Below are 13,639 nucleotides of genomic sequence, written 5' to 3'. Positions count from 1 at the left end.
GGACGGATGCAGCCGCTCACGGAGAACCAGGTGCGCGCCGCCCTCGTCAACGCGACACCCGACGAGCTCGACCGCGTGGGTGTTCCGCTCTCTCTCGTGCTCGCCGACTGGGATCATCTCGATTTCCTCGCGTGGTCCGACCCGGACTTCCGAGGTCGGGGCTACATGATCGTCGAGCGCGACGGCGTGCCCACCGGGATCGTGCTGCGCGCGGCATCCGGGTCCCGTCCGCGCGCGGCGATGTGCAACCTCTGCCACACGATGCAGCCCGGCAATCAGGTCGCCCTGTTCACGGCGCGACGGGCGGGGGATGCCGGGGCTCGCGGTGACAGTGTCGGCACCTACATCTGCGCCGATCTGGGCTGCCACGAGAACGTCCGCCTCGCGGCGCCGCTCGCGCCGAGCGAGGTGCGTGCCAGCGTCGACCGCCGCATCGACGGGACGCGCCACCGCGTGGAGGCCTTCGTCGAGCGGGTCGTGGCGCCGGTCTGACGCCGGATGCGGCCTCTGGTTTTTGGGAACGCGTGCGGCCGGGTAAGATGGTTGATCGCGCCTCCGGTCGACTGTAAAAGCCGGGCGGGTGCGCACTTGGCGAGTTACCCAAGCGGCCAAAGGGATCTGACTGTAAATCAGCCGTCTTCGACTTCGGGGGTTCGAATCCCTCACTCGCCACCCACCGAAAGGCCCCGCAGATGCGGGGCCTTTCCTGGTCTGCGCTCTCCACGCGGCCCGACCCCCGTGACAGGATGGGGGCACGGCTGGATGCCCGACGAAGGGGAGAGACATGACCGAACCGACGAGTTCGCCGCAGTCCAACAAGATCCTGCGCGCGACGATCTGGGTCGCGATCGGCGCTCTGATCGCCGCCGCGCTCGTGTGCGTGGTCTGGGTGCTGATCGGAGACTCGAACGGCATCGTCGGCAAGGCGTTCCTGACGATCCTGCTGCTCGCGGGCTTCGCGGGCGTGGCGATCGCCGAGTCGAACATGGCCCAGAGTCGGCCCACCTGGCTCGCGCTGACGAGCATGATCTCGTGGGTGCTGATCCTGCTGGTCGGGGCGTTCCTCATCTGGATGCCGACCAGTGGCTACTTCGGCGTCGGTGCCGAGCGGGTGTTCAAGTTCATCGTCATCGCGCTCATCGTCCAGGGCGCTCTCCTGCACGCCCGCCTCTTCCTCAAGGCGTTCCAGCGCCACCAGACGACCTTCACCTCCATCGTCACCTACGTGACCATCGGCCTCGTCGTCATCCTCATGGTGATGCTGGTGCTGCCGCTCATGACCGACGAGTTCGTCACCTACCGTCCGCTCTACTGGCGCGTGGTCGTCGCGCTCGCGATCCTGTCGGCGGTGGGCACGGCGCTCCTGCCGCTGGTCAACGCCCTCTTCGCCCCGAAGCGTCCGCGCCCGCACCTCGCCGCCCCCTACGGTGCGGCTCCTTACGGCGCGGCTCCTTACGGTTCGGCCCCACTCCCCGTGGCGGCGCCCGCTGCCCCCGCTCAGCCGCCCGCACCGGCACCGGCACCCGCTCCGGCGGCATCCGCACCGTGGCCCACCTTCGCCGACGGCGTCACGCCGCTGCCGGTGTTCCCCGACGGCTCGCCGGACTGGAACGCCTACTACACGGGTCAGCCCTCGCCCGACGCACGCTTCTGGTTCACGGAGGGCGCAAGCGCCCCGACGGCTCCGGCCGCGCAGGGGCACGACGGGTACCCGCCGGCCCCGCCGCTGCCGCCCCAGCAGCACAGCTGAGCGTCAGCCGAGCATCTCCAGCGCCGCCATCGCGGCGTTATGGCCGCCGATGCCGCTGACGGCGCCGCCGCGACGCGCGCCCGAGCCGCACATCAGCACCCGCTCGTGCGCCGTCGCCACGCCCCAGCGCTCGGCCGCCGTCTCGAGCGGCTCGTCGTCGCCCGCCCACGGCCACGACAACGGCCCGTGGAAGATGTCGCCGGCGGTCATGCCGAGCGATCCCTCCAGGTCCGTGGTCGTCCGCGCTTCGATGCACGGCGAGCCGTCGGGCGCGACGTACAGGCAGTCGGCGAGCGGTTCGGCGAGCACCGCGTCGAGCGAGCGGGTCGCGGCATCCACGAGCGTCGACCGGTAGTCGGCGGTCGAGAAGCCGGCGGCCAGTCGGTGCGGAACCTGCAGCCCGAAGAGCGTCAGCGTCTGGGCTCCCGACTGCTGCAGGGCCGGCCCGAGGATCGACGGGTCGGTGAGGGAGTGGCAGTAGATCTCGGCGGGAAGGGGACGCGGGATGCCGCCGTCCACCGCGGCCGCGTAGGCGTCGTCGAGCTGGGTCATCGTCTCGTTGACGTGGAACGTGCCGGCGAAGGCCGCTTCGGGCGAGACGGTCGTGTCACGCAGACGCGGCAGATGTGACAGCAGCATGTTGACCTTCAGCTGCGCGCCCTCCGGTGCCGCGTCGTCCGCGGGGTCCGCCGCGTCGCCGAGGAGCCGATCGAGCACCGCGGGGCTCACGCCGCTGAGAACCAGGCGTCCGGTGAGGATCTCGCCCGAGGCGAGCGTCACGGTGCCGCCGGGCGCGACCGCGCTCACGGTCGCATTGACGCGGATCTCGGCGCCCGCGCGGCGCGCCGCGTTCTCGAGCGCGGCGCTCACTCGGCCCATGCCGCCGACGGGGACGTCCCAGTCGCCGGTGCCGCCGCCGACCACGTGGTAAAGGAAGCAGCGGTTCTGGCGCAGGGAGGGATCGTCGGCCCAGGAGAAGGTGCCGATGAGACCGTCGGTGAGGGCGATGCCGCGCGCGATGTCGGTGCCCAGCCCGTCGCGCAGCAGGCCGCCCAGCGGTCGCGTCGTGAGCGCGTCCCAGAGCGCGGTGTCGGCGACCTCCGCTAGCATCTCGCCCGCGCGGCGCAGGGGCTCTGTCACCGAGGGGAAGACGGTCGCAGCGAGCGGGAGGAGGCGGTCGGTGAACGCCTCGAAGCGCTCCGCCTCGCGGAGGTCACCGGTCGTGCGGATGACGCTCGCGGTGGTGGCCGCGGCATCCGCGTTGTCGATGAGGATGCCGCGGGACGGGTCGGCGGGGTCGGGGGTGTACGACGAGTAGCGGCGCCGTCGCAGGTCGAGGCGCAGATCGAGGTCGTCGATGATCGTGCGGGGCAGCAGGCTCACGAGGTACGAGTAGCGCGACAGGCGCGCGTCCACGCCCGCCCAGGGCTGCTCCGACACCGCGGCGCCGCCGACCCGGTCCTGCCGTTCCAGCACGACGACGCGCTTGCGCGCCCGGGCGAGGTAGGCGGCGGCGGTGAGGGCGTTGTGGCCGCCGCCCACGATCACGACGTCGTAGTGCGCGCTCATGAGGCCACGGTAGTGCGCGTAGCGTGGAGGCATGGTGGATGCCGCGCAGTGGGAAAAGATCGCCGTCGACATCGCGCGGGAGGCCGGCGCGCTCGCGCGTCGGCGTCGCAGCGAGGGGGTCGCGGTCGCCGCCACCAAGTCGTCGCTCGCCGACATCGTCACGGAGGCCGATCGCGAGGTGGAGCAGCTCATCCGCGACCGGCTGGCAGCGGTCCGGCCCGACGACGGCTTTCTCGGGGAGGAGTCCGACCCGCAGCCCGGCACGAGCGGTGTGACCTGGGTCGTCGACCCCATCGACGGCACGGTCAACTACGCCTACGGCATTCCGCAGTACGCGGTCAGCATCGCCGCTGTGACCGGGGAGGCGACGCCCGAGACGTGGGTGGCACAGGCCGCGGCGGTCTACAGCCCCGCCGTCGACGAGCTCTTCCACGCGCACCGCGGTGGAGGGGCCTGGCTCGGCGATCAGCCTCTGCACGTGTCGACGGTGACGGATGCCGGGGCCCTCCTCGCGACCGGTTTCGGATACGACCCCGCCACCCACGACGGCGACCTGGCGCGGGTGCGCCGGATGATGGTGCTCGCCCGCGACCTGCGTCGCGCCGGCGCGGCCTCGCTCGACCTGGCCTACATCGCCGCCGGGCGGCTCGACGGGTACTTCGAGCGCGGGCTCAAGCCGTGGGACCACGCGGCGGGAGCGCTGCTGGTCACGGAGGCGGGCGGCATCGTCGGCGGTCGCCCGGGCGGCGTGCCCGGTGCGGAGATGACGATCGCGGCCGGTCCGGAGCTGTTTCCGCGGATGCGGGAGCTGCTGGAGGTGTGAGGCGTCCGCGGGTTGATAGGAACGTGGACCGTGTGTCCATGGCATTCCCAGCGACCACGATGTAGTGTTTACCCGATCGTTATCTTTGCCGGCCCGAACGGCGAAGCGATCCGAAGCCCGTAGTACGTCGTCGTGCGGAGCACCCTTCCGCGCGGCCTGACGAGAGCCTGTGTGATTTGACCCCCGACACCCCCGCGGCCGATGCGACGCCCTCGCGGCGTGCCAGCCGACGAACCGAGTCGGCCGCAACGCCGGCCGGGCCGGGTGCTCTGACCCGCGCTGAGTACCGTCGCCTGGCTGCCGAGGCCGCCGCCGTGGCCGCGCCCGCGGACGACGTTCTCCCTGTCGCTTCTGCCGCCGTCGCCGAGGTGACGCAGCCCGAGGCGTCTGTCGAGTCCGCGCCCGCCGAGCCCTCCCTCGCCGAGTCGGTCGTCGCCGACGTCGCTGCGGCGATCGTCGCCGAAACCGTCGCCGGGGCACAACCCGACGAGGCCTCCCGTCGGCGTCTGCGCCGCGCCGCGCGAGCCGTGTTCGAGTCGGTCGCCACCGAGGACGCATCCGCGGTCGCCGTGACGGTGGACGCCGCCGTCGACCACGAAGCGGATGCCGTGCCCGCTCCGGTCGCCGACCAGCTCCCGAGCGATTCCGCGTTCGTCGCGGCATCCGAGAGCTGCGACCTCGACGAGTTCGAGTTCGCTGCCCGCCTGTTCTCCTTCACGGGGGAGACGCCCGTGCAGCGTCCCTCGACCGCCGCTGCCGGGCCGGCGGAACCGGTTTCCGCTGCCGAGGCCGTCGTCCATGTCGCCGCACGCCGCCGCCCGCGTGGCGCGGCGATCGCCAAGCGGATGGCTGCGGCGTCGTTCTCGGTGGGCGTCATGGCGGTCGTCGGCCTGCTCGCAGTGGGCACGACCACGCCGGCGGCTGCGATCGCCTCGGCATCCGACTCGTCGAACACCGCCGCGCAGCCCACCGTCGTCGCCGCCAGCCAGAAGCTGACGAAGAGCTCGGATGCCGGTCAGATCCAGGCGTTCGTGGCTTCGGGAACCGATGCTCCGACCGCGCTGGATCGACCCGAAAGCTACAACGTCACGTCGATGTCGGAGCTTGCGGCCGAGTCGGGCGTGCGCCTGTTCGCGAACACGTGGGTGAACGACCCCTCGTCGCCCATCCAGTACCCGTTCCCCGTCGGGGTGCCGATCTCGGCCGCCTTCGGGTCCATCGCGTACCTCTCGGAGTTCGCCACCCCCCACAACGGCGTCGACCTGACCCCGGGTGAGGGCGCGGAGATCCACGCTGTCGCCGCGGGCACCGTGCGCATCGCGACCGAGTCCGGTGGCGATTACGGTGTGACGGTGCTGATCGACCACATCATCGACGGCCAGCTCGTCTCCACTCGCTACGGCCACATGCAGTACGGCTCGCTGCAGGTGAAGGTGGGCGACAAGGTCACCGCCGGACAGGTCATCGGCCGCGTCGGACAGACCGGTAAGGCGACCGGACCCCACCTGCACCTCGAGGTGCTGCTGGGGGGCACCACCCGCATCGACCCGATGCCGTGGCTGGCCGAGCACACCAAGCCCGGCCACACCGTCGGCTGAGCCGATTCTGTCGGACGCCCCGGCTCTGATATTCTTTTCTGGTTGCCCCGAGAGGGGCATCGCGCCCCGATAGCTCAGTGGCAGAGCACTTCCATGGTAAGGAAGGGGTCGTCAGTTCAATCCTGACTCGGGGCTCGCAGCATCCACATCTCGCCGTGTGGGTGCGGCGCGGCGGGGTAGCTCAGTTGGTGAGAGCGCACGACTCATAATCGTGAGGTCGCGGGTTCAAGCCCCGCTCCCGCTACCAAAAACCCAGATCAGCCCCGGACAGTCCGGGGCTGTTTTGCGTTTTGGGCGGTGGGGCTCGTACGCCGCCCCGAGGCACGGTTCGCAGCACGCGACGAGTGCATGTCCGAGCCCGGCGATAACATGAACCGTTCCCACCCGGCCCGTAGACGGAGCCTCTCATGCTCGGAAAACTCCTCGTCCGCTATCTCTGGACGTATAAATGGTGGCTGCTGGGCGTGCTCGTCTTCCAGTTCGCCTCGGCGATGGCTTCTCTCTACCTGCCGCGCCTGAACGCCGACATCATCGACAAGGGTGTCGCCGCGGGCGACACCGGCTACGTCTGGTCGCGGGGCGGCTTCATGCTGCTCATCGCGCTGGGGCAGATCGTCGCCTCGGTCATCGCGACGTTCTTCGCCGCGCGCGCCGCGATGAGCGCCGGACGCGACATCCGCCGCGACGTCTACGACAAGGTCAGCGGCTTCTCCGAGCGTGAAGTCTCGTCGTTCGGGGCGGGAACGCTCATCACTCGCAACACCAACGACGTCCAGCAGGTGCAGATGCTCGCGATGATGGGCGCCACCATGCTCGTCACCGCGCCGCTGCTGGCCATCGGCGGCGTCATCATGGCCGTCCAGCAGGATGCCGCGCTCAGCTGGCTCATCGCCGTCGCGGTGCCGACGCTGCTCGTGATCGCCGGTTTCATCATCAGCCGCATGGTGCCGTTGTTCCGCGAGTATCAGGGCAAGCTCGACGGCGTCAACCGCGTCATGCGCGAGCAGCTCACCGGCGTGCGCGTCGTCCGCGCGTTCGTGCGTGAACGCATCGAAGAGGCCCGGTTCCGCGTCGCGAACACCGACATCATGGTCGTCGGACGCAAGGTCGGCTCGCTGTTCGTGCTCATGTTCCCGCTGGCGATGCTGGTGCTCAACCTCACCGTCGTCGGCGTCATCTGGTTCGGCGGCATCCAGGTGGATGCCGGTGACGTGCAGATCGGCACCCTCTTCGCCTTCATGCAGTACATCGGTCAGATCCTCATGGGCGTGCTCATGGCGACGTTCATGACGATCATGATCCCGCGCGCCGCGGTCTCCGCAGATCGCATCGGAGAGGTGCTCGACTCGACCGATGCGCTGCACCGCCCGGCGCGACCGGTCACGCAGTTCCCCGACCTCGGCGCCGTCGAGTTCGACGACGTCACCTTCAGCTACCCCGGCGCCGAGGCGCCCGTCCTCGAGAACATCTCGTTCCGCGCCGCCCCCGGCCAGACCGTCGCCATCGTCGGATCGACCGGTTCGGGCAAGACGACGCTCGTCTCCCTCATCCCGCGACTGTTCGACGTGACCGGCGGCACCGTGCGCGTCGGCGGCGTCGACGTGCGCGAGGCCGACCTCGACGAGATGTGGCGGGGCATCGGCTACGCCCCGCAGCGCGCGTTCCTGTTCACGGGCACGGTCGCCAGCAACCTCCGCTTCGGACGCGAGGACGCGACCGACGACGAGCTGTGGCAGGCGCTCGAGATCGCCCAGGGGCGCGATTTCGTCGCCGAGATGGACGGCGGCCTCGATGCGCGCATCGCGCAGGGCGGCACCAACGTCTCGGGTGGTCAGCGCCAGCGCCTGTCGATCGCTCGCGCCATCGTGCACCGCCCGCACGTGCTCGTGTTCGACGACTCGTTCTCGGCGCTCGACGTCACGACCGATGCCCGGCTACGCCAAGCTCTCTGGCGCGCGTTTCCCGAGGTGACCAAGATCGTCGTCGCCCAGCGCATCTCAACCATCGCGGATGCCGACGTCATCGTCGTCCTCGACGACGGGCGCATGGTCGGCATCGGCACGCACGAGGAGCTTCTCGCCGCAAACGACACGTACCGAGAAATCGTCGAATCGCAGTTGGGAGTCGACGCATGAGCGCGCCGAACACCGCCGCCCTCTCCGAAGAGGAACGCGAAGAACTCGAGCTTGCCGAACAGGCGCGGCTCAACTCCGGCTCGTGGGACTCCGTCGCCCCCGGCAAGGCCGCCAACTTCGGTCGCAGCTTCATGCGGATGATCGGCCTGCTCGCCCCGTACAAGTGGGCGTTCGGGTTCGTCTCGGTCCTCGGCGCGGTCGGCGTCGTGCTCGCCGTCATCGCGCCGAAGGTTCTTGGTGAAGCCACCAACATCCTCTTCGAGGGCGTCGTCTCGGCATCCCTCGCCGCCCAGTTCCCCGCGGGCGCGAGTCAGGCCCAGGTCGTCGACGCCCTGCGCGCCGCCGGGCAGAACGACATCGCCAACATCGTCTCTGCGATGCACGACTTCCAGGTCGGCGCCGGAGTCGACTTCGAGCGTCTGAAGTCGGTGCTCGTCGCTGTTCTCGCGATCTACGTCGTGTCGGCCGTGCTCACTTGGCTGCAGGGCTACGTCATCAACGTGATCATGGTGCGCACCATGTGGCGGCTCCGTGAGTCGGTCGAGGCGAAGATCAACCGTCTGCCGCTGTCGTACTTCGACCGGGTGCAGCGCGGCGAGCTCATCTCGCGCGTGACGAACGACATCGACAACATCACCCAGACCATGCAGCAGTCGCTGTCCACTGCCGTCACCAATGTGCTGACGGTCGTCGGTGTGCTCATCATGATGTTCTCGATCTCGTGGCAACTCGCGATCGTCGCCCTCATCGCGCTGCCGCTGATGGGCGTCATCTTCGGAGTCATCGGCCCGAAGTCGCAGAAGGCCTTCGCGACGCAATGGCGCAAGGTCGGCCGGCTCAACGCACGCGTCGAGGAGTCGTTCTCCGGTCACGCGCTCGTGCGCGTGTACGGCCGCGAGAAGGATTCGCGAGAGAAGTTCGAGCAGGAGAACGAAGAGCTCTACCAGGCCGCGTTCAAAGCCCAGTTCCTGTCGGGCCTGATGATGCCGGCGATGATGTTCATCGGAAATCTCTCCTACGTCGGCATCGCCGTGCTCGGCGGTCTGATGGTGGCCTCCGGCCAGCTGCGGCTCGGCGACGTGCAGGCCTTCATCCAGTACTCGCAGCAGTTCACCCAGCCGCTGTCGGAGCTCGGTGGCATGGCCGCCGTCGTGCAGTCCGGAACGGCCTCGGCCGAACGCGTCTTCGAACTCCTCGACCAGGACGAGCAGGAGCCCGATGCCGCCGACGCGCCCGCCCTGCGCGAGGGACGCGGCGTGATCGAGTTCCAGAACGTCGCGTTCTCGTATAGCCCCGACAAGCCCCTCATCCGCGACCTGTCCTTCCGCGTCGAACCGGGCCAGACCGTGGCGATCGTCGGCCCGACCGGAGCCGGTAAGACGACGCTGGTGAACCTGCTGATGCGCTTCTACGAGCTCGACGGGGGCCGCATCCTGCTCGACGGACAGGACATCTCCGAGCTCACCCGCGACGATGTGCGTTCGCGCACCGGCATGGTGCTCCAGGATCCATGGCTGTTCGCCGGAACGATCCGCGAGAACATCCGGTACGGCAACGAGCAGGCCTCCGACCTCGAGATCGTCGAAGCCGCTGTCGCGACCCGGGTCGACCGCTTCGTCCACTCCCTTCCCGACGGGTACGACACCGTGCTCGACGAGGACGCCGCCAACGTCTCGGCGGGGGAGAAGCAGCTCATCACGATCGCGCGTGCGTTCGTCGCCGAGCCGAGCGTGCTCATCCTGGATGAGGCGACGAGCTCGGTCGACACCCGCACCGAGCTGCTGCTGCAGCACGCGATGTCGGCGTTGCGCGAAGGACGCACGTCCTTCGTCATCGCGCACCGCTTGTCGACGATTCGCGACGCCGACCTCATCCTCGTGATGGAGCACGGCGACATCGTCGAGAAGGGCAGCCACGACGAGTTGATCGCCGCGGAAGGCGCCTACTGGCGCCTCTACCGCTCGCAGTTCGAGCAGGCCGCCGCCGGCGCCGACGACCCGACCCCCGAGGCCGGCGGCGGGAACGACGCGTGAGCGGCGGTGCGCCCGCGACGCCCGCCCGGCGTCGCGACCTTACCTTCGTGCTGGCTTGCATCGGGGTCGGCCTTGCCGCCGGTCTGCTGTCGGGGCTGTTCGGCGTCGGCGGCGGCACGGTCATCGTGCCGATGCTGGTGCTCCTGCTGCGCTTCGACCAGCGGCTCGCGGCGGGCACGTCGCTGGCGGCCATCGTGCCCACGGCATCCGTCGGCGTCGTCTCCTACGCGATCCACGGGTCCGTCGCCTGGATCCCCGCGCTCATCCTCGCCGCCGGAGCCGTCGTCGGCGCGCAGATCGGTTCGTGGCTGCTCGCCCGCATCCCGCAGAACGCGCTGCGCTGGGGATTCGTGGGCTTCCTCGTCATCGTGATCGTGATGCTGTTCATCGTCGTCCCCTCGCGCGATGCCGCGCTCGAGCTCACGGTCGCATCCGGCATCGGCTTGGCGGTGCTGGGGCTGTTCACGGGCGTGATGGCGGGGTTGCTGGGTGTCGGCGGCGGGGTCATCGTCGTTCCCGCGCTCATCTTCCTCTTCGGTACGAGCGACCTCATCGCGAAGGGAACCTCGCTGCTCATGATGATCCCGACCGCCATCTCGGGCACCGTGGGCAACGTCAAGCGCCGCAACGTCGACCTGGTCGCCGCCGCGCTCGTCGGCGTCGCGGCGTGCACCACGACGGCTCTCGGCGCCTGGATTGCCACGCTGCTGCCGCCCCTGGTCGCCAACATCCTCTTCGCGTGCTTCCTCACCTTCATCGCCGCGCAGATGGCGGCGCGGGCCATCCGCGCTCGTCGCGCGCGCTGACGCGTTCATCCGTCCCGAACCATCGCCACGGCGGGTTTGATGCGGCGCCTGCGGACGGACGAGCGGGCAGCGCCGTCGATAGGATCGAGTGGTGTCAGTGAATCCTGAGCTGGTGGGTCGTGTCTTCCCGCCGACCGCTTCCTATCTCGTGGGCCGCGAAAAGGTGCGCGAATTCGCGCGGGCCGTCTTCGCCGACGCCCCCCAGCACCTCGACCCCGCCGCCGCTCAGGCGCTGGGTTACCGCGACGTCGTCGCACCGCCCACCTTCGCGATGGTCGTCCAAGACCTCACGATGCAGCAGCTGCTGGCCGTCGAGGACTCCGGCATCGCTCTGGAACGTACCGTGCACGCCGAGCAGCGCTTCCACTACAGCCGTCCGATCGTCGCCGGAGACGAGCTCACCGCGCAGCTCAGCATCACCGGCATCCGCCCCTTCGGCGCCGGAGCGATGGTGACCAGCGAGGCGGAGATCACCGACGCCGACGGCGCCCACGTCGTCACCGCGACATCCGTTCTGCTCATCGGAGGCGAGGTCGCATGACATCCGCAGCCCTGGAGGTCGGCACCGTCGTCGCCGAGCGCACCGTGCACCTGACCCGCGAGTCGCTGGTGCGCTACGCGGGCGCATCGGGTGACTTCAACCCCATTCACTATCGCGACGACGTCGCCGAACGCGTCGGTCTGCCCGGGGTCCTCGCGCACGGCATGCTCACGATGGGCCTCGCCGTCGAGACCATCGTCGAGTGGCTCGGCGACGCCGGACGCATCGTCGACTACGGTGTGCGCTTCACGCGTCCCGTCGTGGTGGAAGCCGAGGATGGTGCCGACCTCTTCGTCTCGGCCAAAGTCGGCGTCCTCGACGACGAGGCCGCCCGCATCGACCTCACTGTCACGTTCGGCGACACGACCGTGCTCGGCAAGGCGCAGGTGCGCGTGCGCCACCAGTCCTGATGGCCGAGATCACGCCGGTCCCGCTCGCCGACCTGACGACCCTGCGTGTCGGCGGCACGCCCCTGCGCATGGTCGAGGCCCGCACCCGCGACGAGCTCATCTCGGCGCTGCAGGAGGCGTGGTCGCAGGGGGAGCCGTGGCTCGTGCTCGGCGGCGGCTCGAACCTGCTCGCCGGTGACGAGCCCTTCGACGGCACCGTCGTGCTGGTGCGCACCTCCGGCATCCAGCGTGTCGAGGGCGCTCGGGAGGGTCACGTCCGCCTGCGCGTCGAAGCCGGTCACAACTGGGACGCCCTCGTCGAGTACACGGTCGCGGCCGGGCTGGCCGGCATCGAGGCCATGAGCGGCATCCCCGGCTCAGCCGGCGCGGCGCCCATTCAGAACGTCGGCGCATACGGGCAGGAGATCGTCGAGACGCTCGTCGAGGTCGAACTGCTCGACGAGGCCACCGGCGAGGTGGAGACCGTCTCGGCCGACGCGCTCGGCTTGGGCTTTCGCACGTCGGTGCTCAAGCAGCACTACGGTCGGGGCGCCGAGCGCTCCGGCGTCATCGTCTCGATCACCGTCGAACTGCAGGACGTCGGTGCCGGCGACGTTCCCGTGCGCGGCGCTCAGCTGCGTCAGGCGCTGCGCCTGGCTCCGGATGCCGCGGTGTCGCTCCGGTGGATCCGCGAGACGGTCCTGGCGACACGCGCCGCCAAGGGCATGGTGCTCGATGACGCCGATCCCGACACCCACAGCGCCGGGTCGTTCTTCCAGAACGCGATCGTCTCGGCATCCTTCGCGCGCGCCCTCCCGCCCGAGTGCCCTCGTTGGCCGATGGCCGTGGAGATCGAACCCGTCACCGTCATCCCTCTGGCCGCCTTCGACGGCGTCGTGCCCCCGCCGGTCTCGGTGCAGCCGGATGTCAAGGTCAGTGCGGCCTGGCTGATCGAGCACTCGGGTCTCGGCAAGGGCTTCCGGCTGCCGCGCTCACGTGCGGGATTGTCGACGAAACACGCGCTTGCTCTCACGAACCGCGGCGGAGCGACGGCCGGCGAGGTCGCGGAACTCGCGCGTTACATCCAGCACCGTGTGCAGTCCGAGTTCGGTCTGCTGCTGCAGCCCGAACCGGTGCTGGTGGGCGTCGAGCTGTAGGGCTCCCGCGCTGCGTCAGCCTTCGTGCGTCTCGACGTCGCCGTGGCGGCGCGGTCCCGGCGCGGCCTCTGCCGGCTCGGGTCGCGGCACTTCCCGCAGGAACGGGACGAGCGGCATGAGCGTGCGCACCCAGATGATCCGCGCGGCCGGGAAGACACCCAGCGCCCACAGCACCGACGCGAGTGCGTCGGTGGGGTAGTGCACGCCGAGGATCGCGACGGAGAACACGACCACGACGACGGCGATCGTGCCGAGCACGATCGCAGGCCGGTGCCAACGTGTGCCCTTCAGCATGAGCACCAGGGCGAGCACCAGCGCGGTGACGAAGGCGACGTGTCCGCTGGGATACGACGGATCGACCGGCATCTGCGCCACCGGGTGCGGCAGCAGGGTCGCGTCCGGACGCGGCCGACCGACCGCGATCTTGACGATGTCGGACGGGATCCAGGTCAGCGCGATCGTGCCGGCGAAGGCGATCGCCAGCGCCAGTCGCCCGCTCAATGCCCACACGATGGAGGTGACGATCACGGTGATGACGATCGCCGGCACAGGAGAGAACAGGTCGTAGACGAGGGCGGTGACCTGGCCGAGGCCGTTGATGTGCCAGCCGTTCATCGCCCGTGACAGATCCGCGTCGATGGGCGCGGCGCGCAGAGCCAGTCCGGCGCTGATGAGGAACACGATCGTCGCCAGCCCGACGACCAGCTTGGTCACCGGGTGCTCTGACGGTGCGAGCAGCGCGTTGCGGCGGCGGCGCGATCTGCGCGACGCCACGAGGAGGGAGGATGTCGACGGGCGCATGGAGTCCGATCGTTCTCCGTCCAGCTATGTGCTGTCT

At 69.7% G+C, this 13,639-nt stretch carries 12 protein-coding genes and 3 tRNA genes; 13 read left to right on the top strand and 2 right to left on the bottom strand.

Annotated features, from left to right (window positions below):
* The first annotated feature begins 6 nt into the window (after positions 1–6).
* The 3 genes from JOE53_RS10645 to JOE53_RS10635 all read left to right on the top strand — a co-directional run bounded on the left by JOE53_RS10645 (position 7) and on the right by JOE53_RS10635 (position 1,750).
* A complete protein-coding gene (locus tag JOE53_RS10645) occupies positions 7–492 on the top strand; it encodes an FBP domain-containing protein (protein WP_005049879.1) in 486 nt (161 codons plus the stop codon).
* A gap of 98 nt (positions 493–590) precedes the next feature.
* Positions 591–672: transfer RNA gene (locus tag JOE53_RS10640), tRNA-Tyr, on the top strand.
* Positions 673–784: 112 nt separating this feature from the next.
* Positions 785–1,750, top strand: a complete 966-nt coding sequence (locus JOE53_RS10635; RefSeq protein ID WP_204947701.1) for a hypothetical protein — start codon at positions 785–787, stop codon at positions 1,748–1,750.
* Between the two features lie 3 nt (positions 1,751–1,753).
* Here the strand turns inward: JOE53_RS10635 and JOE53_RS10630 are convergent, their stop codons facing one another.
* On the bottom strand, positions 1,754–3,319 hold the full coding sequence (locus tag JOE53_RS10630) for a phytoene desaturase family protein (RefSeq protein WP_043340296.1): 1,566 nt from the start codon (positions 3,317–3,319) through the stop codon (positions 1,754–1,756).
* A gap of 31 nt (positions 3,320–3,350) precedes the next feature.
* Here JOE53_RS10630 and JOE53_RS10625 point away from each other — a divergent pair, with 31 nt between their 5' ends.
* The 10 genes from JOE53_RS10625 to JOE53_RS10580 all read left to right on the top strand — a co-directional run bounded on the left by JOE53_RS10625 (position 3,351) and on the right by JOE53_RS10580 (position 12,801).
* Entirely contained in the window at positions 3,351–4,142 is a 792-nt protein-coding gene (locus JOE53_RS10625; RefSeq protein WP_043340298.1) for an inositol monophosphatase family protein, read from the top strand.
* A gap of 176 nt (positions 4,143–4,318) precedes the next feature.
* Positions 4,319–5,740: a M23 family metallopeptidase gene (locus JOE53_RS10620; RefSeq protein ID WP_233449550.1), complete on the top strand. Its 1,422-nt coding sequence runs from the start codon at positions 4,319–4,321 to the stop codon at positions 5,738–5,740.
* Positions 5,741–5,803: 63 nt separating this feature from the next.
* A tRNA-Thr gene (locus tag JOE53_RS10615) sits at positions 5,804–5,875 on the top strand.
* A gap of 35 nt (positions 5,876–5,910) precedes the next feature.
* Positions 5,911–5,987: transfer RNA gene (locus JOE53_RS10610), tRNA-Met, on the top strand.
* A 160-nt stretch (positions 5,988–6,147) separates the two neighbouring features.
* Positions 6,148–7,875: an ABC transporter ATP-binding protein gene (locus JOE53_RS10605; protein ID WP_204947700.1), complete on the top strand. Its 1,728-nt coding sequence runs from the start codon at positions 6,148–6,150 to the stop codon at positions 7,873–7,875.
* The gene (locus JOE53_RS10600) at positions 7,872–9,908 is read left to right on the top strand and encodes an ABC transporter ATP-binding protein (protein WP_204947699.1); all 2,037 of its coding nucleotides are present in this window, start codon (positions 7,872–7,874) and stop codon (positions 9,906–9,908) included. The genes JOE53_RS10605 and JOE53_RS10600 overlap by 4 nt, the downstream gene beginning before the upstream one ends.
* The gene (locus JOE53_RS10595) at positions 9,905–10,714 is read left to right on the top strand and encodes a sulfite exporter TauE/SafE family protein (protein WP_271171080.1); all 810 of its coding nucleotides are present in this window, start codon (positions 9,905–9,907) and stop codon (positions 10,712–10,714) included. Before JOE53_RS10600 ends, JOE53_RS10595 begins: the two co-directional genes overlap by 4 nt.
* Positions 10,715–10,805: 91 nt before the next feature.
* Positions 10,806–11,255, top strand: a complete 450-nt coding sequence (locus JOE53_RS10590; protein WP_204947698.1) for a MaoC family dehydratase N-terminal domain-containing protein — start codon at positions 10,806–10,808, stop codon at positions 11,253–11,255.
* Positions 11,252–11,665 carry a MaoC/PaaZ C-terminal domain-containing protein gene (locus tag JOE53_RS10585; RefSeq protein WP_204947697.1) on the top strand — a complete coding sequence of 138 codons (414 nt, stop codon included), beginning with the start codon at positions 11,252–11,254 and terminating at the stop codon, positions 11,663–11,665. The genes JOE53_RS10590 and JOE53_RS10585 overlap by 4 nt, the downstream gene beginning before the upstream one ends.
* Positions 11,665–12,801 carry a UDP-N-acetylmuramate dehydrogenase gene (locus JOE53_RS10580; protein WP_204947696.1) on the top strand — a complete coding sequence of 379 codons (1,137 nt, stop codon included), beginning with the start codon at positions 11,665–11,667 and terminating at the stop codon, positions 12,799–12,801. Before JOE53_RS10585 ends, JOE53_RS10580 begins: the two co-directional genes overlap by 1 nt.
* A 15-nt stretch (positions 12,802–12,816) precedes the next feature.
* Here JOE53_RS10580 and JOE53_RS10575 read toward each other — a convergent pair whose 3' ends face one another.
* Positions 12,817–13,602 (bottom strand): phosphatase PAP2 family protein, encoded by a 786-nt coding sequence (locus JOE53_RS10575; RefSeq protein WP_204947695.1) that lies wholly within the window; start codon positions 13,600–13,602, stop codon positions 12,817–12,819.
* Positions 13,603–13,639: the final 37 nt, after the last annotated feature.

This window comes from Microbacterium laevaniformans (genome assembly GCF_016907555.1).
Taxonomy (GTDB): domain Bacteria; phylum Actinomycetota; class Actinomycetes; order Actinomycetales; family Microbacteriaceae; genus Microbacterium; species Microbacterium laevaniformans.
Note: the sequence above shows the minus strand (reverse complement) of the source record. Positions and strands in the feature narration are given on the sequence as shown.

Excerpts from the sequence above, each read along its gene's own strand:
- JOE53_RS10625 (WP_043340298.1), top strand. The coding sequence starts at position 3,351 with ATGGTGGATGCCGCGCAGTGGGAAAAGATCGCCGTCGACATCGCGCGG.
- JOE53_RS10580 (WP_204947696.1), top strand. The coding sequence starts at position 11,665 with ATGGCCGAGATCACGCCGGTCCCGCTCGCCGACCTGACGACCCTGCGT.
- JOE53_RS10585 (WP_204947697.1), top strand. The coding sequence starts at position 11,252 with ATGACATCCGCAGCCCTGGAGGTCGGCACCGTCGTCGCCGAGCGCACC.
- JOE53_RS10600 (WP_204947699.1), top strand. The coding sequence starts at position 7,872 with ATGAGCGCGCCGAACACCGCCGCCCTCTCCGAAGAGGAACGCGAAGAA.
- JOE53_RS10630 (WP_043340296.1), bottom strand. The coding sequence starts at position 3,319 with ATGAGCGCGCACTACGACGTCGTGATCGTGGGCGGCGGCCACAACGCC.
- JOE53_RS10645 (WP_005049879.1), top strand. The coding sequence starts at position 7 with ATGCAGCCGCTCACGGAGAACCAGGTGCGCGCCGCCCTCGTCAACGCG.
- JOE53_RS10575 (WP_204947695.1), bottom strand. The coding sequence starts at position 13,602 with ATGCGCCCGTCGACATCCTCCCTCCTCGTGGCGTCGCGCAGATCGCGC.
- JOE53_RS10635 (WP_204947701.1), top strand. The coding sequence starts at position 785 with ATGACCGAACCGACGAGTTCGCCGCAGTCCAACAAGATCCTGCGCGCG.
- JOE53_RS10605 (WP_204947700.1), top strand. The coding sequence starts at position 6,148 with ATGCTCGGAAAACTCCTCGTCCGCTATCTCTGGACGTATAAATGGTGG.